Source organism: Pacificimonas sp. ICDLI1SI03, from assembly GCF_054740865.1.
Genome location: NZ_JBSQAU010000001.1, coordinates 2,380,515 through 2,401,519 on the forward strand (window position 1 = coordinate 2,380,515; position 21,005 = coordinate 2,401,519).

A 21,005-nucleotide genomic window follows, 5' to 3' on the forward strand; every position below is an offset into this window, starting at 1 on the left:
CAGCGAACAGCGCGCGCAGGGAGTTCCTGCACGCGCTGTCTATTTTCACACATCAGGCTGAATAGCGCCTGACGCCCTGATATTTAAACGCTGCGGGCGCGGAACATGCGATACAGCCACAGCAGAAGGACGGCGCCAAGCGTTGCGACGATCAGCGTCACGATAAATCCGCCGCCGATTCCCAGAAGTCCAGCCAGGAAACCGCCGACGACGGCACCCGCAATGCCCAGAAGGATGGTGACGATGATGCCGCCGGGGTCACGTCCGGGCATAATCATCTTGCCCAAAATGCCCGCGACCAAACCGATGATAATCCAGTAGAGAATATCGCCCATGAAATTCGTCCTTCCCTTTGTTGATATGACCGTGAACGCGCGAATACCGAGAAGTTTCCGATAGTCGAAAACTGATGCTCAACTGCAACAGCAGAAGATTGAGTTTCACTGCTTTGCGACTATGTGAAGCGCCGCAGCCGGACCGGGGTGGCAACCCGCGCTTGCCGCCAGTGACTTATTCAACTAATACACGTAAGGAATAGTCGGTCCCATCCGCTGGTGGGATCAGTCCGGAAGCGCGAGGCGTGAGAGATGAACATGCACGAACGAATCGACGTTTCCGGTTCGCCCCTGGATGAACCGCGGCGCTCTGGCCGGGGCCTTTCGCGCGGTGCCATTATATCACTGGTCGTTGCGGCGGCGGTCGTCGGCGGCCTGCTGTTCTGGTTTCTGGGAGCCGGCAGCGGCGGCGAGATCCCGCCGCAAAGTGCGGGCGCGGCCGGCGCCAGTGCGCCTACTGTTTCCGTCAGCGTCCCGGGTGCACGCCCCGTCACCGCCAGCGTCCGTGTGAACGGGAGCGTTGCTGCGCGGCGCGACCTGCCTGTCGGCGTCCAAGGCCAGGGCGGCATGGTCACCGCCGTTCTGGTGGACGAAGGCGATTATGTGGAACGCGGACAGGTTCTTGCCCGTATCGACAGGGCGGTTGCGGAGCAGCAAGTGGCGCAGATGCGCGCGTCCGTGGCCCAGGCAGAGGCGGACGCGCAATTGGCTCAGTCAGAGCTGGAGCGTGCCCAGGCCCTTGTCGAACGCGGGTTCATTTCGACGGCAGATATCGAACGACGTACCGCCACCCGGGACAGCGCGCGCGCGAATGTAAATGTGGCAAAGGCGCAACTGGCGTCGATGCAGGCGCAGCTGGGACAATTGGACGTGCGCGCGCCGGAGGCGGGTCTGATCCTGCAAAGGAGCGTGGAGCAGGGTCAGGTTGTCAGCTCCGGATCGGGGGCATTGTTCCGCATCGCACAGGGCGGACAGATGGAATTGCAGGCGCTCGTCGCCGAAGAGGATTTGCGCTCGTTGCGTGTGGGGCAGGACGCCACCGTCAGCCTGGTTGGCAGCCCGGTGGATTATCCGGGCGAGGTCTGGATGGTGGAACCCTTGATCGATCCAAGCACGCGGCAGGGAACGGCGCGCATCCTCATTCGCTCCGACGGTCAGGTTCGGCCCGGCGGCTTTGCCACCGGAACAATCGACACCGGCACCGCGACCCGGCCACTACTGCCTGAATCCGCCGTTCTTGGCGGTGGCGGCGAAAGCTATGTATATATCGTTGATTCCGAAAACCGGGCGAAGCGGCAACCCGTGCGCGTGGGGGCCATCACTCCCGACGGAGTGGTGATTGAAGAGGGCCTGACAGGCGACGAGCAGGTCGTCCTTTCAGCCGGTGCCTTCCTGAACGATAATGACCGCGTCGTGCCGCAGCTTGTCGAGCGGGACGACTAGGCCATGCGCAATATTTCCAGCTGGTCGATCCAGAACCCAGTCGTTCCGATCGTGCTGTTCGTCGCGCTGACGCTGGCGGGCCTCGTCAGTTTCCTGCGGCTGGACGTCAATAATCAGCCGGATGTCAGCTTCCCTGTCGCGAGCGTGACGGTGGCGCAACCGGGTGCCGCCGCCGAAGAATTAAAGACTCAGGTGACGCAGCGGGTCGAGGCCGCCGTGCGCGGGGTCAACGGCGTCGATGAAATCACCTCCACCATTCGGGAGGGTAGTTCCACCACGACGGTTCAGTTCGACATGGACGTACCGATCGACCGAGCGGTCAACGACGTTCGCGACGCCGTTTCCAACATCCGCGCCGATCTGCCGGACGGGATATTGGAACCGCAGGTGCAACGCATCGATTTGGGCGGCATCCTTGCCTACCTTTCGGTTGGCGCCGTCGACATGACGGAGCAGCAATTGAGCTGGTTCGTGGACGATGTCGTGGCGAAGCGGCTGCTGTCGCTTGAGGGGATGGCGGCAGTCAGCCGGTCGGGCGGCGTCGACCGCGAAATTCGCGTGGAGCTGGATCCGGCGCGCATGCAGTCGATCGGCGTGACGGCGGCGCAAGTGAATGCGCAGCTGCTGCAGCTGAACCTGAATGCCGGTGGCGGGCGCACCGAAATCGCCGGCGGCGAACAATCGGTACGGGTGCTCGGCAATGCCGATAGTGCGTACGCACTCAGCAATATGCAGATCAACCTGGGCAATGGCCGGTCGATCCGCCTGTCCGACATTGCGACCGTGACCGATGGCATCGGCGAAAAGCGCCTGATTTCAAAGCAGAATGGCCGCGAGGTCATCGGCGTGCGCGTGGAGAAGGCCAAGGGCGCATCGGACGTTTCGGTCTATGAAAGCATGCAGGATGAACTGGATGCGATGCGGCAGGATTATCCCGGCGTCACCTTCTCGATCCTGTTTACCCCCTATGATCAGACGGTGGAGGCGTATGAATCCTCCATGGCGGCGCTGATCGAGGGTGCGATACTGGCGGTAATCGTGGTCTGGCTGTTCCTGCGTGACTGGCGCGCGATGCTGATCGCCGCGACGGCCATTCCGCTCAGCGCGATACCGACCTTCTGGGTGATGGATCTGCTTGGGATCACGCTCAACAATACGTCGCTGCTTGCGCTCGCGCTGGTCGCTGGCGTGCTGGTCGACGATGCCATTGTGGAGATCGAGAATATCGTCCGGCACATGCGAATGGGCAAGTCACCCTATCAGGCATCGATGGATGCGGCGGACGAGATTGGCCTGGCCGTGGTCGCGACCACCAGTTCCATCGTCGCGGTGTTTCTGCCCGTGGGCCTGATGTCGGGCATCCCCGGCCAGTTTTTCAAACCTTTTGGCCTGACGGTCGTCGCGGCAGTGCTGTTCAGCCTGGTGGTCGCGCGCATGGTGACGCCGCTGATGGCGGCCTTCTTCCTGCATGCGCATGGGGAAAAGGAACATGCGGGCGGCCGTGCGATGCAGACCTATCTTCGCATACTCAATTGGTCGCTGCACCGCCGGAAACTGTCAGAGCGAGAGAAGCGTCAGCGCGGCTTCGTGCGGCGCCTTGGCGGCGATCTGGTGCGCGATCACCGGGTCTGGACGCTCCTGGTCGGCTTCGTCGCCCTGATCCTGACGGTCGTCACGTTCGCCACCCTGCCGTTTACGATGAACCCGTCGGTTGACGAGGACACCGTCCAGGTCAACATCAACATGCCGCCGGGCTCAACGCTGGCGCAGACGGAGCGTGTATCGGACGCCGTCACGCAATTCCTGTTGCAGGAACAGGAAACCCAGGATGTGTTTCAGGCGGTCGGCGTCGCCGATGCAACGCTTTACGTCAATCTTAAGGAAGATCGCGAACGGTCCAGCATCGAATATGCCCGCCAATTGGGTCCCGACCTTGGCCGCTTTGCCGATGCGCGCGTTGGTTTCCAGGCACAGCAGAATTTCGGCGGCAGCGCCCGCGACGTCAATCTGATGATTGCCGGCAGCGATTCCGTAATCCTGAACGAACATGCGAATTTGATCGTGGAGCAGCTGCGCCAGAACAATATTTTCGTGCAGCCCCGCATAGAGGGCGGACTACAGCGGCCGGAAATCGTCATCTCGCCCAATTTCGCTCTTGCTGCGGACCTCGGTATTACGACGGCCGCGCTCAGCCAGACTGTACGCATCGCGACGATTGGCGATATCGACCAGAACGTCGCGCAATTCAGCCTGCAGGACAGGCAGATACCGATCCGCGTCCTGCTGCCCGAATCATCGCGCCAGACGCTCGCCACGATCGAAAACCTGCCGGTTCCGACAACCAGCGGCGGTTCCGTCCCGCTTAAGGTAGTTGCCGATATTACGCTGGGCTCTGGCCCCGAGGTGCTGCAGCGTTTCGCACAGCAGGATCGCATCATCATCGGCGCCGATCTGGTCGAAGGCGTCGTCACGGGCGAGGGGCAGCGCATTGCGGAACGAATTCCCGCCATGCAGGATCTGCCCATGGGGGTCACGACACCGACATTCGGCAATTCCAAGATCGAGGGGGAACTGACCGAGCAGTTTTTCATCGCCACCGTGTCGGGTATTTTGCTGGTGTTTGCAGTGCTTGTGCTGCTCTACAAGCGTGTGATGCCGCCGTTCGTGAACATGGGGTCTCTGCTGCTTGCCCCGCTTGGTGGCGGTATTGCCCTGCATCTGACGGGCAATGTCCTCTCCATGCCGGTCATGATCGGCCTGTTGATGTTGCTGGGTATCGTCGCCAAGAATTCGATCCTGCTGATCGATTTCGCGCTTGAGGAAATTGCCGCGGGTGTGCCGCGCAAGATCGCCATCATCGATGCGGGTCGCAAACGCGCACAGCCCATCGTGATGACCACCGTGGCCATGGCGTCGGGCATGCTTCCCACCGCGATTGCGACGACCGGCGGCGCGGGCTTCCGCGCGCCCATGGGCATTGTCGTGATTGGCGGTCTGATCCTGTCCACCATCCTGACCCTGCTGATCGTACCGGCGGGATTCAGCCTGGCCGATGATTTCGAGAAGTGGCTGGGCAAGATATTGGGTCGGCTGGTGAACAGGCGGCATCAGGGCACCGGTGCGGATGACGTGCCGGAAACTGCCGCGGGCGGCTCCACGCCAGCGGAGTGAGGCCGCTGCGTTCCTTTGACAGACGACCGCTGACCCTGTTCCAGCCGCATCCGGCGCGGCGTATGCGGGTGATCGCGACGGGCCTGCTGGTTCTGATGCTGGCGATCTTCATCTTCACGCACCGGCTGCAGGGGGATGCGGCCTGGATCGGCTATGCCCAGGCCTTTTCGGAGGCGGCGCTGGTTGGCGGGCTTGCCGACTGGTTTGCCGTCGTCGCACTGTTTCGTCATCCGCTCGGCCTGCCCATCCCGCACACGGCGATCGTTCCCAAGAACAAGGACCGACTGGCCGACAATCTGGCCGGCTTCCTGCAGGGAAATTTCCTGACCCCGCCCATCATCGCCCGCCGTCTAAAGGACGTCGACATGGCGGGCGCGGCCGCCCGCTGGCTGGCCAGTCCGGGAAAGGCCATGGGGCCGCGCGGCGGCGTCGCCCGCTTCGCCATGCAAATGATGGATGCTGCGGATAATAAGGCGATTTCCGGCCTGGTGCGCGGCGGCATCTCCTCAAACCTGGAAAAGCTGGAGCTTGCGCCCCTGCTGGGCCGCATTCTGGATCGTTCGATAGACGAGGGGCGTCTGCAGCCTGTGTTCGACAACGCCGTCGTCTGGCTGGCGCGTATTCTGGACGAGAATGAGGGGTTGATCCGCGATCTGGTGCAGGAGCGGACACAATGGGTCCTGCGCCTGGCGGGGGTCGACGAACGTGTCGCGAATGCGCTGATCAACGGATCGCGCAAGCTGCTTGCCGACATGGCCGCCGATCCGCAGCATCCCCTGCGCATCAAGGTCATGATCGCGTTGAAGGATATGGCATTCGACCTGCGCTATCTGCCGGAAACGCAGGCGAAGGTGGAACGCTATAAATCGGAGCTGATCGCCAATCCCGAACTGGGGCGGTTCCTGGATGGCATTTGGGGCAATCTGAAGGAAACGCTGCGCACGTCGCTGACAGACCCGAAGGCTGCCCTATCAGGCCGGCTGGGAGAGGGGATTCGATCGCTGGGCACGACCATAGAATCAGATGCCCGGCTTCGCCATTCGCTCAACAAATATGCCCGCCGCGCCATCACCGGGCTGGTCGCCGATTATGGCCGGCAGATCGTCAGCATCGTGTCCGATACGGTAAAGCGGTGGGACACCGCGACGGTCAGCGACCGGCTGGAGCGGGCGGTGGGACGCGATCTGCAGTTCATCCGCATAAACGGCACGCTGGTCGGCGGTCTGGTCGGCCTGACGCTGCACGCGCTGATCGTCACCTTCTAGCGCGGTTTGGAGAAGGGCGTCGGACGGGCTATTGCAGTCCGATTACGCCAGCACTTTTTCCAGGGAATTTTGACCGTGAAGCGCATTTTGATTTTCGTTGACGAAGCGAATTTTGCCCACGCCGCCTATCAGGCAGGCAAGAAGACCGACTATCTGGCGCTTGCCGATTATCTGGCTGACGAGGGGCATGACCGCCAGCTCGTTGAAATGGTCGTCTATCTGGGTCTGCCGCCCGCCATGCGGTACGAGGATATGCCGCATGAATGGCAGCAGCGCCACGACGCAAAGATCCGCTTTCGCGACTTCCTGCGCTTCAACGGCTTCATGGCGGTCACGCATCACGGCAAGGGCTCGCCGCAACGGCCGGAGACATTGAATGCCAATGTCGACGTGCTGATGGCGATGGATGCGGTCGAAATGTGCATCGAGATAAAGCCTGATGTCGTCGTGCTGGTGACCGGCGATGCCGATTTCCATTATCTGGCGCAAAAACTGCGCCGCCGCGGCATTCGCGTGGAGGCCGCCTCCACAAAATCGCAGGCGTCGTCAGAGCTTCAGAAGTCGGTCAATGATTTCATCGACCTGACAGATTTCCTGTCCACCATGGACGATTGGGAAACGCATGGCGAAGGACGCGCCGACCCTTATGTGGATGACGACGGTTACGAGGACTGATCGGCCGTCGCGACCTTCTGAACGCGGTCCCCCACCAGGCGCGCGATTTCCGGTGTCACGAACTTGTCGATGCACCCGCCAAAGCGCGCGATTTCCTTGACCAGGCGGCTGGCGATCGGCTGCAGCGCAACATCCGCCATCAGAAAGACGGTCTCCACCTCGTCGTCCAGCTGCTGGTTCATACCGGCCATCTGATATTCATATTCGAAATCGGATACGGCGCGCAGGCCGCGAATGATCATGCTGGCATTCTGCTCGGCCGCGAAATGCACCAGCAGGCCGTCGAATGTGACGACCTGAATATCTTCGGCCAGTTTCGCGACCTCCGCCTCCACCTGCTGGCGGCGCTCTTCCAGGCTGAACATCGCCGTCTTGGACGGATTTGTGCTGAGGCCGATAATCAGGCGGTCCACCAGCTTTGCGCCGCGGCGGATAATGTCGATATGACCCAGGGTCAGGGGATCGAACGTCCCGGGATAGATGCCGATACGCATTAACGGTCCCTCTCAATGGCGAAACGGGCAATGGCGCGCAGCAAATCCGCTTCCGTGCCGAACCCGTCCAGGTGCGCAATCGCCTGGTCGATCAGCATTTCCGCCTGTGCGCGGGCGCGGGGCGCGCCCAGCAGGGACACGAAGGTCGATTTGCCGGCGGCGCCGTCCTTGCCCAGCGCTTTGCCGGCAATTTCCTCATCGCCTTCTATGTCGAGAAGGTCGTCGGCGATCTGGAACGCCAGTCCCAGATCATGGGCATAGCCGCGCAGGCGCACATGCGACTTTTCCTCGGCCTTCCCCATGATGGCGCCAGCCTCTACGGCAAAGCCGATCAGCGCGCCCGTCTTCAGCTGTTGCAGGCGCGTCGTCAGCGGCAGGTCGAACGGCTCCGCCTCCGCCGCCAGATCCAGCATCTGCCCCCCCGCCATGCCATTGGGGCCGCTCGCCCGGGCAAGCGCGAGGCAAAGGCGGGCACGGACGGCAGGATCTTCGTGCGTATGTTCGTCGGCCAGAACCTCATAGGCCAGCGCCTGCAGCGCATCGCCTGCCAAAACCGCCGTCGCTTCGTCGAACGCCAAATGCACCGTCGGCTTGCCGCGCCGCTGGGCATCGTCGTCCATGCACGGCAGGTCGTCATGGATCAGGGAATAGACGTGCACGCATTCCGCTGCGATGGCGACGCGCAGCGACCGTTCCTTGTCGACGTGGAACAGGTCGCATGCCGCGACCGTCAAAAGAGGGCGCAGGCGCTTCCCCCCCTCCATGGCGGCATAGCGCATCGCCTCGATCAGGCGGCGGCGCGGGTCGTCGGGGATCGGCAACAGGCGATCGAAACGCGCATCCACCGCCTTGGCGATGGCATCCAGCGCCGGCTTCAGACTGACTGACGTTAGCGATCGCATCATACCGGGCGCGCGGTCCGCGCCACTATTCCGCATCTAGCGGCATCGTGCCGACCGGCTGTCCCGCGCCGTCCAGGGTGATCTTCTCGATCCGGGTGCGGGCGGATTCCAGCTTCCCGTCGCAGATTTTCTTCAGCCGCACGCCATCCTCGTAGAGGGTGATGGATTTTTCCAGCGGTACCTCGCCCCGCTCCAGCGTCTGGACGATGTCCTCCAGCCGCTTCAGCGCGGTTTCGAAATCCATGTCCTGTTCGGGGGGGGCGGTCGTTTCTGTCATGCGGACAATCTGTAACGCAGGGGCGGCAGCGGTCAACAGACAGTTCCGCGCGGCGAATGCCCGCTGCCGGCGCTTTTGGAAAGGGCGGATACCGCCGCCCAGCCGCGGGCGCCCAGCGGCACCAGCGAGCGGTAGCGCGCCCGCGTCATGCCGCCCAGCGCGATAACGGGAAGCGGGCTGTGTCGCGCCAGCAGGCCGAAGCGCACGCGGCCGAGCGGCAGGGCACCCGGATGGCTGCCCGTGGCAAAGACCGGCGACAGGAAAACCGCCCGTGCGCCTGCCCGTGCCGCGCGCACGATTTCGACCCTGTCATGCGCCGCAGCCGTCAGCGGCCGATGCACGTTTTCGAAACCCGGCATGTGGACGCCGTCCGCGCCGATACGCCGCGCCAGTCGCTCATCGCCCGCAAGAATGAACAACAGGCCGCGTCGGCGGGCCAGACGCATCGCCCTTCGTGCCAGATCTTCTCTGTCCGTCACGTTATAATGGCGGAAAATCACGCCGGACCCGCGCGGCAAAACTGCCATCGTCGACAGCAGCTTACCGCCACGTTCCGGGTCGGAAACGAGCCAGCAGCTCGGCAATGCCTTCATTGGGGGATTGCGGCGGCGCATGGCTGTCCTTTAGCGAAAGGAAATGGGGACAGCACACCACAGATTGAACGAGATTGGCGAGCGGATCGACCGTGCGGCGCGCCTGATGGGCCGCAGTGCCCGCGATGTCACACTGATTGCGGTATCCAAGATGCACGATGCCGAAGACGTGCGCCCGCTATTGCAGGCGGGCCATCGCCATTTCGGCGAAAATCGCGTGCAGGAGGCGGAGGCGAAATGGCCGTCTCTTCTGGCGGAATATCCGGACACCGTCCTGCACATGATCGGCCAGTTGCAGTCGAACAAGGCGGAGCAGGCGGTGGCCATGTTCGACGTCATTCACAGTGTCGATCGCCCGTCCCTTGTAAAGGCGCTGGGCAAGGCGATCGTGAAGCTGGACCGGACGCCGCAATTCTTCGTGCAGGTCGATATTGGCGAAGAGCCGCAAAAGGGCGGCTGTGCCGTCGATAAATTGCCCGACCTTCTGCAGAAATGCGCGGATCATGGCCTCGACGTGGTCGGACTGATGTGCATTCCGCCCGCCGATACGGAGGCCGCGCCCTATTTCGCGCTGCTGCGCAAACTGGCTGAGCAGCAGGGTCTGCCGCTGCTTTCGATGGGCATGTCCGCCGACTTCGAAACCGCCGTCATGGTCGGTGCCAGCCATGTCAGGGTCGGCACCGCCCTTTTCGGTGCGCGGGACCGACCCGAATGAGGGGACCGGTGATCTTCGATTTTGACGGCGTTCTCATTGAAAGCGAACTCGCCAGTAACCGGCAATTGGCGGAGGCGCTGACCGAATTGGGGACGCCGACGACGACAGAGCAGGCCATTGCGACATTCATGGGTCTGTCGGGGGTGAATTTTCAGCGCGCGCTGGAGGGGTGGCTGGGCGACGCCATCCCCGAGCGCTTTCACGAGCTGCGGCGCGCAGAGGACGACCGCGTGCTGCAGGAAGGGCTGGACCCGGTGCCGGGGGCGCTGGCGTTTCTCGATTCCCTGCCGCCGGAGCGGCCGCGCGCCATCGCCTCTTCCAGCTCCACCATGTGGATACGCGCGCATCTGGATCATATTCGGCGGGCGTCGGTATTCGGCACCGCGATCTTCAGCGGCAAGGAGCATGTGACGCGGGGCAAGCCGGCGCCGGACCTATATCTCTACGCGGCTGAGCAACTGGCAGCCGAGCCGGCAGACTGTTTCGTGATCGAGGATTCGCCCACGGGCGTTGCCGCCGCCAGCGCAGCCGGCATGCATGTCTGCGGCCTGCTGGCGGCGGGCCATTGCCTGCCCGACCATCGCGACAGGCTGATAGAGGCAGGTGCGCACAGCATCGCCCGGGACTATGATAACGTGACCGCGCATCTGGCCGCGTTCGACAGGAGTTGAGTGAATGATTACGCTATTCTGGAGTCCGCAGACCCGCGCCGTGCGCGCCCTCTGGATGCTGGAGGAAGTGGGCGCGGCCTATCAGGTGAAGGCGGTCGATATCAGGGCCACGCCTCGCAACGACCCCGCGGATTTCCGTGCCGCTAGCCCACAGGGGAAAGTCCCGGCGCTCATCGACGGCGAGGTGAAAATGGCCGATTCGGCGGCCATGGCGCTCTACCTTGCCGACCGCTATCGCCCGGGTGAGCTCGCGCCCCGTGTGGATGATCTTGCGCGTGGGGAATTCCTCTATTGGCTACTCTATTCCCCGGCCACGATCGAACCGGCCATGATGGAAAAATTTGTGAAGCTGGATGTCGAATCGCAATCCTCGCCCTGGGGAAATTTCGATGACATGGTTTCGGTGCTGGAGAAGCGGCTGGAGGGGCGCACCTTGGTTGCCGCGGACCGCTTCACCATGGCCGATCTGATGCTGGCTGGCAGCATCCAGTTCATGGTCCAGTTTGACATGTTGCAGCCTGGTCCCGTGCTGCAGGACTATATGGATCGATGCCTGGCGCGCGGCGCGGCGCAGCGTGCGCAGCAGCGCGATGGCGAGGAGACGGCAAGGATGGGGGCGGCGTCGGCTTGACCGGCGATCTGCTGTTTTACGGTGCCTACGGCTATACTGGCCGCCTGGTAACGGAGCGCGCGGTGGCGCGCGGCCTGTCGCCCATCCTTGCCGGGCGCAACGCGGACAGGGTGGAGGCGCTTGCGCGGCAATATGGCCTTCGCTGGCGCGCCTTCGACCTTGGCAACCGCGCCGCCCCGGAACTGGCGGACGTCTCGACGGTCCTCAACATGGCCGGGCCCTTTTCCCGCACCGCCGTGCCCATGGCGGAGGCCTGCCTGCAAAGCGGCACGAACTATGTCGACATTACCGGCGAAATCACCGTGTTCGAGGCGCTGCACGCTCTTGGCGACCGTGCGATCGACAGCGGCATCGTGCTGTTGCCGGGCGCGGGGTTCGACGTGGTGCCGTCGGATTGCCTGGCCGCGCACCTGCATCGCCGCCTGCCCGCCGCACAGTCCCTGCACTTCGTCATCGGCGGACTGAACAAGCTGAGCCGGGGCACCGCAAAGACGGGGCTGGAAAGCATCGCCTATGGAACGAAGGTGCGCCGCGACGGCGACGTGGTCACGCTGCCCAAAACACCGCGCGGCACCAGCGATCTGGGCCATGGCCTGCGCGCAACGATCGGCGTGTCGTGGGGCGACGTGGCGACGGCGTTTTATTCGACCGGCATCCCTAATATTGAGGTTTATTTCGAATCCACCCCCGACATGGCGCGCATGGCCAGCCTGCCGTCCGTGCTGCGCTGGCTTCTGAAAACCGCCCTTGGCCAGTGGGTAGGGCGCCGCGCCATCGACCGCATGCCGCCCGGCCCGAACCTTGAACAGCGCGACCGTGCCCGCGCCATCCTGCAGGCAGAGGCTGATGACGCGAACGGCACCACGGTCATATCCCGCATGGAAACGCCCGAAGCCTATAAGCTGACCAGCATGACCGCCCTCGACATCGCAGAGCGCCTCGCGCGCGGCGAAGTCAGCCCCGGATATCACACACCCTCGTCGGCCTTCGGCGCGGACTACATATTGGGCTTTTCCGGGGTCTCGCGCACCGACCTTTAGCGGCGAACCCAGATTTCGATTTCGCGTGCGCGCGCTTCATCCTCAACGGTCGTTCGACCGGCACGCCGATAATTCTGCCTCAGCGCTGCCGCAACGAGGGAGCGAGTTTGTCGATTTGGTGTTGTAATGATGGCATCTGGGCCGGTGACGATGACGCGCGGCCGCTGCGCCAAAATCCTTTCTATTTCTGTCGCGGCGTCGATCCCCGTCGCCGTCGCCTCGGCAGCATTGTTTAGATGTTCAGGAAACAGGCGCGCCGTCAGGCGGCAATCGGAATTCAGCCGGTTCAGCAACGGTGGACCGTCAAAAACGAACAGGCATCCGCCGCGAAGATGATGGTCGATCATGGTCTCCGCTGCCAGAAAGCCGTTCTCCGACCGCGCGGTGCGTGAGATGTTCGGCCAACCGGAAAGAAACAGCGCCCAGGCAACCAACAAGCCGAAAATCGCGCCCCCGATTTGGGGGCGGGCAAATACTCCCGTACTGAGCACCGCGACCGGCACCATTAGGGGGAGCGCGTAATGATCAAAGAAGTTCGGTACGCTCAGGAAGCCGAGCATTGCCGAGAAGAACCAGGCAATCAGAAAGATGGCCGGTCCCCGGTTCTGCAGGATCAGCAGGCTTCCGGCCCCGGCGGCAAGCAGCAGTGGCAAGAGCCGTGGCGCCAGAAATAGCAGATGTGCGATGGTCGATTGCGACGTCTGTGCAGGCTTCCCAAAAACCGACTCGATCGTTGCGAACCAATAGGCATCGCCCTGTCCCAGCCCGACGAAGTAGATCAGACATAATAATGACGGGATCAGCCCCGCCACGGCGAACATGGCGCCGCGTGCCAACAGCCGCGTCGGATCGGCGCCCTTGCGCCACAGGATCACCAGCAGGGCGATCCCCAGAAATATCCCCTCGAACACGGTCGTGGGCTTGATCGTAAGGGCAAGGCCGCAAAGCCCCATCGCCAGCAGCCCGCTTCGGTCATCTGACCTTGCCGACGTTCGCAGATGGATGCGCAGCACCAGCAATGCGGCGCCCGCCACCAGCAGATTGTAGAAAACCGGCGCCTGCCCGCCCCCTCCCGCAAGGGGTTCAAGCGTCGCCAGATAGAGGATCCCGGCCATTACCGCGGCTTCCCTACGAACGATGTGGGAGGCGATGCAGGAAATAACGACCGCCGTGGCAAAGGCGAAGAGGCCGGCGATTAGCTGATAGGCGACTATGTCATTGCCGGGCAGCGCCACGATCGCCCTATAGATCAGGAAAAGCCCAAAGGGCTTTCGGTCCCATATATCCACATAGGGGATCCAGCCGGCCTGCGTCGCCTGGCCCACCAGCAGGTAGAACGCCTCGTCGGGATGATAATTGGGGTCGCCCACGACCGGCAGGCGGATCAGCAGCGTGGCGATAAATAGGCAGCAGAGCGGCAGAATCCAACCGTCCCGTCCTTGGGCCACCTGGGTTGCCGCCAATGTGCCAGCCTTCATCGCTGGCGCCACACAAGCCACTGGCTGGCAACGTAGTTCCACACCGCGCCGGTAATCGCTCCTGCGACACCCGCCAGCATCCAGCCTTCCTGTTCCTGAAATACCATGGTGCCCACGCCGACATTGGCAATTGCCCCCAGCCCGCACGCCGCAGCGAATCCCACCAGGCCGCGCCACCAGCCCCACCCGGTCCGGCGGCGATCGCGATAGGTAAACTGGTTGTTCAGCGCATAGTTGAACGTCATCGCGACACAGACCGCGAGCGACTGCCCACTGGCAAAGGACAGTGCGAAGGGGCCGATGGCGGTCGCCAGGACGAGCATGTGGACGAGCAACCCGAGTGCACCGACCGCCCCGAACATTACCAGTTTTGCCGGGATGAAGCGACCGATCAGCTTATCCAGCAGCAACTCGCCATATTCCAGAATTATGGCGCTATCCAGCTTTGACCTGCCTGCTGCTCGGGTGCGGAATTGATAGGGGATTTCCGCGACTTTCAGCCGCCGGGGCAGGGATGCGGTAATGTCCAGCAACAGCTTGTAGCCGACTGCGGACAGGCGCGGTGCAGCCTCTATCGCTACGTCTCGGCGCAGCGCGAACAGGCCGCTCATCGGATCGGACAAGGGTGTCTTCATCACGGGAGCGGCAATCAGGGTCGATAACCGGCTGAGGGCGACGCGCGCCGCCTCCCAATCGCCGGTCGATCCTTCCGGGGCATAGCGGGTGCCGATGGCAAGCTCGTGCCCGCCATCGGCAATGGCGCGGTACAGGCGCGGCAAGGCCGCCTCATCGTGCTGGCGGTCGCCATCAATCACCGCGACGACGGGCGCGACGGTGGCGAGGAACCCTTCCATGACGGCGGATGACAGTCCGCGCCTGCCGATCCGGCGAATTAGGCGGACGCGCGAATCGCTACGCGCGATCCTTTCCACGCAGTCCAGCGTTCCATCCGTCGAACCGTCATCGACGAATATGACCTCCCAGCCGATCCCGGAAAGCGCCTCGGCAATGTCGGCAAGCAGCGGCTCTATATTGCCTGCTTCATTTAGAACGGGAATGACGACCGCCAGCTCAAGCGGGGCGGGCGTTGCGGCAATGAAGCCTTCTTGTGCATATGAAAACATCGCATGCGTCCGCGTGCCGGTATGTGGAAACATGGGATTAGGCTCAGCGCGGTAAAGGCGGACTTAACCGAATATTCGCATGCCGGGGCTAGGCCAGCCTCATGTCCTGCACTGGTCCTGACGTTTTAGCTACAGCTGCTGCGGTACCCCCAAAGGCCGGGTTGCACCCGCTGCGCCTAGACCGGCCCATTGCCTACCTCGCTTGCTTGCTGGGTCTCCTGCCGGTTCTGTCTGGGGTCTTATTCCGCACCTATAGCTATCATTGTGCGCCCGGCTGGTACGAGGCGCTGCGGCAGATCGATTTCATCTTTCTGATCGTCGAATTGGGCGTCGTATTTCATGCGAGGGCCGCCGGTCTCGACATCCGCGCGCTTGGCAGGAAACTTCCCCGCGATGTAAAAATCGCGGCGTTAATACTCTTCGCGACCTTTTGGTTGGGGTCGGCCTTCATGTCGGAATGGCCCGCCCGCTCCCTCCTTCGCGCGACGTTCTGGCCGCTTCATGTCCTGTTTGCGCTCGCCGTGTGGCATCTTGCGTCAAGGGCGCCCGGGGGTGTGACACGCAGCGATATTCGCAGCCTGGCATTGTGGCTTGGCGTAGGACTGGTCCTTTACCTGCCTATATTGATCATTCATCTCGTCAGCGCGGAGCACCTCGCGCAGCAGACGGAGGCGCAGGTCATCTGGACCTCGGCAATTCCCGGATATCTCAGCATCCGTATTTTCGGCTTTCACCTTGGCGCAGTTCTGACGCTGTGTATCGCCCTCCTATGGCGGAAATCCGAACGTGGCGCCTTTGACGCCCCTCTTTACTGCCTCTTATTCCTTGCGGCCGTTTTGCTCTTTTGGTCCGGGTCGCGCGGTCCCATTTTCGCGGCGGGGATGGGACTGGCATCCTGCGCGCTCCTGATCGGTTGCAAGCCAGGACTGCGCGAACTCCTGGCCATCCTTGCAATGCTGGCATTGGCGGCCGTGGCAAGCTCTCTCTGGATTCCCGATTCGTCCTTCGGTCTTTTTCGCGTTGTTACGGACACGCAGACATCCTCCGGCTATACTGCCGGTCGAGCGGAAATGTGGATGCAGACATGGGACGCTTTTCTGGCCAGCCCGCTGATTGGTCATGGCGAAGACAGCACCATGTGGCTCGTCAATATCGGCGAGATGGCGCACACGCAGCCGCACAACCTCATCTTGCAGCTCCTCGGAAATTGGGGGACGCTGGCGGCGGTACCGGCATTCTGGCTGTTGGCGCGCGCAGGTTTAACCACCATTCAGATCGTGCGCTCTGCGCCTTGGCTGTTCCCTTTACTCGCGCTCCTTGCGATGCTGATCGTCACCGCCATGGTCGACGGCGTCATTTATCATCCGCGCTCGGCAATGCTGTTTATGGCAGTTCTCGCCATCATCTTGGCACACCGGAGAGGCCCTCTTGAAGAGAGCGCCCCTTGGTAAGGAGCTAATGGCGTATCGCTCGCAGCTCTGGTAAATCACGCCAATGACCGCCAACCGCACCATTATTGCCGCCCTGATCCTGGCGCTGGGTATTGTTGTCGGCGGATTCCTGCTGGGGGATGGGCTGAAGCGGGCGCGGCTGGCGGATCGGTCTGTTGAGGTGCGCGGACTGGCGGAACGGGATGTGACCGCCGACCTCGCCACCTGGACCATCCAGTTCACGGGGCAGGGGACGGACTTCAACACGGTAAAAGCGGACACTGCGCAAATGGCGGACAGCGTCCGCGCCTTCCTGCGCGAACAGGGCTTTCCCAACGACGCCATCACGACAGAGGGGTTGTCGGTCAATCAGTGGATGAATGGCGGCATTCCCAATGTTCAGGTTCGGCAATCGATTCGCCTGAACACCAGCGACATCGCTGCCGCCCGCCGGGCCTATGCGGCGCAAGGGGCGCTGCTGGATCGCGGCGTGGCGCTGGAGGGCGGTGCCCCCTCCATGGTTTACAGCTTTACCCGCCTGACCGACCTGAAGCCGGAAATGATTGCGGAGGCGACCCGCGATGCGCGCGCGGCGGCAGAGCAGTTCGCGAAGGATTCGGGCGCAGGGGTCGGCGGCATCAAATCGGCGCGGCAGGGCTATTTCTCTATCGAACCGCGTGATGGCGCGGTGGGACAGGCCACCGAATCGCCCAGCCAGAAGGTGCGCGTCGTCACCAGCGTGGATTTCTATCTGACGGACTGATCCCCGGCAGCGAGGCGTCAGACTGTTAACGGACGGCCCGCCCGCACCTGCCGCACGGACGGCTCAGCCGTCGATCATGCGTTCCAGGCGGTCGATGTCGGCGCTCAGTTCGCCATCATCGGCGCGCAGGGCCTCGATTCGTTTCACCGCGTGCATTACCGTCGTATGGTCGCGTCCGCCAAAGCGGCGGCCAATGTCGGGGAAGCTGCGCGGCGTCAGGCGCTTGGCGAGATACATGGCGATCTGGCGGGGCCGTGCGACTTCGCGGGCGCGGCGCGCGGACATCATGTCGGACAGTTTTATATTATAGAAATCCGCCGTCTGCCGCTGGATCACGTCGACGGTAACGCGGCGCGTGCTGGCACGCACGACATCGGCCAGCAGTGCACGTGCGCGGTCGATGTCGACAGGCATGCGGCGTGTCTTGGCAAAGGCGAGGATACGGTTCAGCGCCCCCTCCAGCTCGCGGACATTGGCGGTGACCTTCTGTGCGATGAAATCCGCCACCTCGTCGGGGACGAGTGCGCGCTCCTCCGGCGTGCGGGCGGACAGCTTTTCATAGACGATGTTCAACCGCAGCTCATATTCGGCGGGGTTAATGTCGGCGACGAGGCCCCAGGCCAGGCGGGAACGGACGCGCGCCTCCACCCGCTCCAGATCCTGCGGACAGCGGTCGGCGCTGATCACCAGGCGGCGGCCGGCATTGATGACCTCGTTCATGGTGTGGAACAACTCTTCCTGAGTCGTGTCCTTGCCGCCGATGAACTGGACGTCGTCGATCATCATCAGGTCGGCGCCGCGCAGGCGATTCTTGAACGCCAGCGTGTCCTTGGCCCGCATGGCGGTCACGAATTCGAACATGAACTTTTCCGCCGACATGTAGACGATGTGGGCGTGCGGATTGTGTCGCCGATATTCCCAGCCAATGGCGTGCATCAGGTGGGTTTTGCCGACGCCGGTAACGCCATGCAGGAACAGCGGATTGAAACCCGGTTCGCCGCCGTCGGCCATGGTCTGGGCGGCGCTGTAGGCCAGTTCATTGGCCTTGCCGATGACGAACCTGTCAAAGGTATAGCGCGGGTTCAGCACCTCATCCTGCAACGGAACAGGGGATGCGGCAGGAATCTCTATGTCCGAAATCGGCGTGTCCGATTCGATGACGGCCGCACCTGCAATGATTCGCACATGGGTGACGGGGCTGTCGCCGCGCGACCACAACATGCGCAGACGCTCGGCATATTGGCCGCGAATCCAGTCGGCGGCAAAGGCGGTCGGTGCCGACAGGATGGCGCAATCATCCTCGACGCCCACCAGGGCGACATTGGCAAACCAGGACGACCAGGTGCGGGCGGTCAGTTCGCCCTGCAGCGCGTCGCGAACCTCGGTCCAGCGCGCGTCGGCATCGAAGCCCGATGTCATCGCAGCGTTGGTCGATTTATCCGCATCCACTGTCACATCGTCTCCGTCTATCTCAGTCCTGCAGGTGCAGGTTAACAAAAAGATTGGACGGCATTCCTGCTGTCCAAAGTCAGGATGTTGAAGTAACGCCGATGCGAAACAACAATAATCCTGTCGAACAGCCGGAATTTTCCGACTGCGAGCATTAGGCGCAATTCTTCCTTGTTCGCCGAATGCATCAGTGCAGACGGACGATTACTGGAAATCGCATTCTAAATTGGGGTGGAAGCCCCGATAAGCCCCTCCGCCTCGGTCCATCTTGTACGCGCCGGAGGGCCATTCGATCAAGCCTCGGGCCTGTCATATTCTGGAAATAAAGTCGTTGACACGCGGGACCCGCGATTCGCTGCGTCGCACATTTTCGGGCTGTTTTATCTCTCCCTTTTCGCTGCCAATCGACGGCTGCGGGCAAGTTCCCGAAAACGCATGAGTCGCATTGAAAAGGGGCGCCGCCGGCTACCCGGCAGCGCCCCTTTTCAGGCACCGAAAGATTTAGCGGGCCTTAACCAAGCGCGGCAATGCGGGCGCTCAGACGGCTCAGCTTGCGAGAGGCGGTGTTCTTGTGAAGAACGCCCTTCGCGACGCCGCGCTGCATCTGCGGCTGCGCTGCCTGCAGGGCGTTCTTCGCTGCGTCCTTGTCGCCGGCGGCGATGGCCGATTCGACCTTCTTGACAAAGGTGCGGATCGCGCTGCGGCGCGCACCCAGAACCTCGGTACGGGCTTCGTTGCGGCGGATGCGCTTGCGCGCCTGGGGGGTATTGGCCATGGGGCTCGTCTCGTCTTCAGATGTGCGTGTCAGATTGGACGGCGGGCAAGACCCGCTGTCAGCAAGGGGCCGGACATAGGCAGCCGGGCCGCCGGGGTCAAGGAATTTGGCGCTATCGCTGGCAAGTAGGACAGTAAAAGCTGGACCGCGCCGATTGAACGATGCGCCGGATCGGCGTTCCGCACGCATGACAGGGGTCTCCCGCGCGGCCATATACGCGGAAATCATGCTGGAAATATCCCAGTTCACCCGAAGGCTGCGCATAGTCGCGCAGGCTGGACCCGCCCGCCTCTATCGCGCGCGAAAGAACGGCGGGAATGGTTTCCGCCAGGCGCGCTGCTTCGCGTGCGGTAAGGCGTGCGCCCTTGCGCGTCGGCCGGACACCCGCCTCGAACAGTGCCTCGCAGACGTAGATGTTGCCGAGGCCCGCGATGCGTTTTCCGTCCAGCAGCAGCGCCTTTATCGGCGACTGACTGCCTTTCGTCACGGTGCGCACATGCGCGGCATCGAAATCCGCGCTCAGCGGTTCCGGCCCGCAGGCCGCGATCAGGGGGTGCTCATCCAGCCGGTCCGTCTCAACGATATGCAGTGACCCGAATCGCCGGGGGTCGTTCAGGGCGATGCGGCCCTTCGCCGTTTCGAACAGCACATGGTCGTGCTTCAAATCTTCGGCGGGATCGAGTCGCAGCCGGCCCGACATGCCCAGGTGCAGGATGATCGAATTGCCCCGCTCGGTGTGGATCAGGCCATATTTGGCGCGGCGCCCGACGGCGGTGACGGTCGCCCCCTGCAGCCGCTGGCGGAAATCGGGCGCGATGGGCCAGCGCAGGTCCGCCCGCCGCACCTCGACCTGCGTCAGCCGTTCCCCCACCAGCAGGGGGGCGACGCCGCGCATCGTCGTTTCGACCTCGGGTAATTCGGGTATGGGAGGGCTCCTTCAGCGATTTGTCTGCCGGGCGTCGTCAAAGCATCCTCTTGCAGGCCACGCGACATAAGGCCATTTGCCCGCCCTTCCAGTGGCAGCTATGCGCTATCCCCATGAACGACACAGTATCCTACGGCTTCGAGGATGTTTCCCCGGAAGAGAAGACCGCCCGCGTGGGCAGCGTGTTCGAACGGGTGGCGCAGCGCTACGATATAATGAACGACCTGATGTCGGGCGGTACGCACCGCCTGCTGAAGGACCGATTCGTTTCCCGCGTACGCCCCCGCCCGGGGGAGCGCATTCTCGATATGGCCGGGGGGACGGGCGACATCGCCTTTCGCCTGGCGCGGTCCGGGGCCAGCGTCACGGTGGCGGACATCAATCCGCACATGCTGTCCGTCGGAAAGTCGCGCGCGGAAAAGCGCGGTATCGCCGACCTTGCCTGGGCAGAGGAAAATGCCGAGACGCTCAGCTTTCCGGACCAGCTGTTCGACGCCTATACGATCGCCTACGGTATCAGGAATGTAACGGATATTCCCGCTGCCCTCAGAGAGGCGTACCGTGTCCTGAAATATGGCGGGCGCTTTTATTGTCTGGAATTCAGCCGCGCCGAATGGCCAATATTTGGCGCCGCCTATGAAAAAATGTCCATGGCCCTGTGGCCCAGGGTGGGCGGCATGGTCGCCGGGGACCAGGAACCCTACCAATATCTCGTCGAATCGATTCAGCGTTTCCCGCCGATGGAAGAGTTTGCGGCGATGATGCGGGATGCCGGCTTTGCACGTGTTGCGGTCACGCCCTTTCTGGGCGGCGTCAGTGCGATTCACTTCGGCTGGAAGGCGTGACAGC

Annotated in this window: 21 protein-coding genes; 11 read left to right on the plus strand and 10 right to left on the minus strand. The window is 62.8% G+C overall.

Going from position 1 to position 21,005, the window contains the following annotated elements; translation table 11 throughout:
* Positions 1-83: 83 nt before the first annotated feature.
* Positions 84-335, minus strand: a complete 252-nt coding sequence (locus tag ACSMXM_RS11615) for a GlsB/YeaQ/YmgE family stress response membrane protein (protein WP_460316240.1) — start codon at positions 333-335, stop codon at positions 84-86.
* A 258-nt stretch (positions 336-593) separates the two neighbouring features.
* On the opposite strand from ACSMXM_RS11615, the gene ACSMXM_RS11620 reads away from it, so the two are divergent.
* The 4 genes from ACSMXM_RS11620 to ACSMXM_RS11635 all read left to right on the plus strand — a co-directional run bounded on the left by ACSMXM_RS11620 (position 594) and on the right by ACSMXM_RS11635 (position 6,889).
* The gene (locus ACSMXM_RS11620) at positions 594-1,778 is read left to right on the plus strand and encodes an efflux RND transporter periplasmic adaptor subunit (RefSeq protein WP_460316241.1); all 1,185 of its coding nucleotides are present in this window, start codon (positions 594-596) and stop codon (positions 1,776-1,778) included.
* Positions 1,779-1,781: 3 nt separating this feature from the next.
* Positions 1,782-4,949 (plus strand): efflux RND transporter permease subunit, encoded by a 3,168-nt coding sequence (locus tag ACSMXM_RS11625; RefSeq protein ID WP_460316242.1) that lies wholly within the window; start codon positions 1,782-1,784, stop codon positions 4,947-4,949.
* 62 nt (positions 4,950-5,011) lie between these two features.
* Complete coding sequence (locus ACSMXM_RS11630) at positions 5,012-6,214, plus strand: DUF445 domain-containing protein (protein ID WP_460316432.1); 1,203 nt, start codon at positions 5,012-5,014, stop codon at positions 6,212-6,214.
* 75 nt (positions 6,215-6,289) lie between these two features.
* On the plus strand, positions 6,290-6,889 hold the full coding sequence (locus ACSMXM_RS11635) for a LabA-like NYN domain-containing protein (RefSeq protein ID WP_460316243.1): 600 nt from the start codon (positions 6,290-6,292) through the stop codon (positions 6,887-6,889).
* On the opposite strand, the gene coaD is transcribed toward ACSMXM_RS11635, so the two are convergent.
* The 4 genes from coaD to ACSMXM_RS11655 are packed head-to-tail and all read right to left on the minus strand — an operon-like array spanning position 6,877 to position 9,155.
* Positions 6,877-7,383: a pantetheine-phosphate adenylyltransferase gene (gene coaD, locus ACSMXM_RS11640; RefSeq protein WP_460316245.1), complete on the minus strand. Its 507-nt coding sequence runs from the start codon at positions 7,381-7,383 to the stop codon at positions 6,877-6,879. The two genes, ACSMXM_RS11635 and coaD, sit on opposite strands and share 13 nt — an antisense overlap.
* Positions 7,383-8,285 (minus strand): polyprenyl synthetase family protein, encoded by a 903-nt coding sequence (locus ACSMXM_RS11645; protein WP_460316434.1) that lies wholly within the window; start codon positions 8,283-8,285, stop codon positions 7,383-7,385. Before ACSMXM_RS11645 ends, coaD begins: the two co-directional genes overlap by 1 nt.
* Before the next feature lie 25 nt (positions 8,286-8,310).
* Positions 8,311-8,562 (minus strand): exodeoxyribonuclease VII small subunit, encoded by a 252-nt coding sequence (locus ACSMXM_RS11650; protein WP_460316246.1) that lies wholly within the window; start codon positions 8,560-8,562, stop codon positions 8,311-8,313.
* 32 nt (positions 8,563-8,594) lie between these two features.
* Positions 8,595-9,155, minus strand: a complete 561-nt coding sequence (locus tag ACSMXM_RS11655) for a thiamine phosphate synthase (RefSeq protein ID WP_460316247.1) — start codon at positions 9,153-9,155, stop codon at positions 8,595-8,597.
* 43 nt (positions 9,156-9,198) lie between these two features.
* Here ACSMXM_RS11655 and ACSMXM_RS11660 point away from each other — a divergent pair, with 43 nt between their 5' ends.
* Genes ACSMXM_RS11660 through ACSMXM_RS11675 form a run of 4 tightly spaced genes read left to right on the plus strand, consistent with a single transcriptional unit; the run spans position 9,199 to position 12,212 of the window.
* Entirely contained in the window at positions 9,199-9,870 is a 672-nt protein-coding gene (locus tag ACSMXM_RS11660) for a YggS family pyridoxal phosphate-dependent enzyme (protein WP_460316248.1), read from the plus strand.
* Positions 9,871-9,878: 8 nt separating this feature from the next.
* Positions 9,879-10,541, plus strand: coding sequence for an HAD family hydrolase (locus ACSMXM_RS11665; RefSeq protein ID WP_460316249.1), 663 nt, complete (start codon positions 9,879-9,881; stop codon positions 10,539-10,541).
* A 4-nt stretch (positions 10,542-10,545) separates the two neighbouring features.
* Positions 10,546-11,172: a glutathione S-transferase family protein gene (locus ACSMXM_RS11670; protein WP_460316250.1), complete on the plus strand. Its 627-nt coding sequence runs from the start codon at positions 10,546-10,548 to the stop codon at positions 11,170-11,172.
* Positions 11,169-12,212, plus strand: coding sequence for a saccharopine dehydrogenase family protein (locus ACSMXM_RS11675; RefSeq protein WP_460316251.1), 1,044 nt, complete (start codon positions 11,169-11,171; stop codon positions 12,210-12,212). Before ACSMXM_RS11670 ends, ACSMXM_RS11675 begins: the two co-directional genes overlap by 4 nt.
* On the opposite strand, the gene ACSMXM_RS11680 is transcribed toward ACSMXM_RS11675, so the two are convergent.
* On the minus strand, positions 12,209-13,690 hold the full coding sequence (locus ACSMXM_RS11680; RefSeq protein ID WP_460316252.1) for an ArnT family glycosyltransferase: 1,482 nt from the start codon (positions 13,688-13,690) through the stop codon (positions 12,209-12,211). The two genes, ACSMXM_RS11675 and ACSMXM_RS11680, sit on opposite strands and share 4 nt — an antisense overlap.
* Positions 13,687-14,814 carry a glycosyltransferase gene (locus ACSMXM_RS11685; RefSeq protein ID WP_460316254.1) on the minus strand — a complete coding sequence of 376 codons (1,128 nt, stop codon included), beginning with the start codon at positions 14,812-14,814 and terminating at the stop codon, positions 13,687-13,689. The genes ACSMXM_RS11680 and ACSMXM_RS11685 overlap by 4 nt, the downstream gene beginning before the upstream one ends.
* A 206-nt stretch (positions 14,815-15,020) precedes the next feature.
* Here ACSMXM_RS11685 and ACSMXM_RS11690 point away from each other — a divergent pair, with 206 nt between their 5' ends.
* Both ACSMXM_RS11690 and ACSMXM_RS11695 read left to right on the plus strand, forming a co-directional pair.
* Positions 15,021-16,265: an O-antigen ligase family protein gene (locus tag ACSMXM_RS11690; protein ID WP_460316255.1), complete on the plus strand. Its 1,245-nt coding sequence runs from the start codon at positions 15,021-15,023 to the stop codon at positions 16,263-16,265.
* A 43-nt stretch (positions 16,266-16,308) separates the two neighbouring features.
* Entirely contained in the window at positions 16,309-17,007 is a 699-nt protein-coding gene (locus ACSMXM_RS11695; RefSeq protein ID WP_460316256.1) for an SIMPL domain-containing protein, read from the plus strand.
* A 63-nt stretch (positions 17,008-17,070) separates the two neighbouring features.
* Here ACSMXM_RS11695 and dnaA read toward each other — a convergent pair whose 3' ends face one another.
* The 3 genes from dnaA to mutM form a co-directional block, all read right to left on the minus strand.
* Positions 17,071-18,426, minus strand: coding sequence for a chromosomal replication initiator protein DnaA (gene dnaA, locus ACSMXM_RS11700; RefSeq protein WP_460316435.1), 1,356 nt, complete (start codon positions 18,424-18,426; stop codon positions 17,071-17,073).
* Positions 18,427-18,967: 541 nt separating this feature from the next.
* Entirely contained in the window at positions 18,968-19,231 is a 264-nt protein-coding gene (rpsT, locus tag ACSMXM_RS11705) for a 30S ribosomal protein S20 (protein WP_460316258.1), read from the minus strand.
* Positions 19,232-19,343: 112 nt separating this feature from the next.
* Positions 19,344-20,156 (minus strand): bifunctional DNA-formamidopyrimidine glycosylase/DNA-(apurinic or apyrimidinic site) lyase, encoded by an 813-nt coding sequence (gene mutM / locus ACSMXM_RS11710; protein ID WP_460316436.1) that lies wholly within the window; start codon positions 20,154-20,156, stop codon positions 19,344-19,346.
* 113 nt (positions 20,157-20,269) lie between these two features.
* Here mutM and ACSMXM_RS11715 point away from each other — a divergent pair, with 113 nt between their 5' ends.
* Positions 20,270-21,001 carry a class I SAM-dependent methyltransferase gene (locus ACSMXM_RS11715; protein WP_460316260.1) on the plus strand — a complete coding sequence of 244 codons (732 nt, stop codon included), beginning with the start codon at positions 20,270-20,272 and terminating at the stop codon, positions 20,999-21,001.
* The last annotated feature ends 4 nt before the right edge of the window (positions 21,002-21,005 follow it).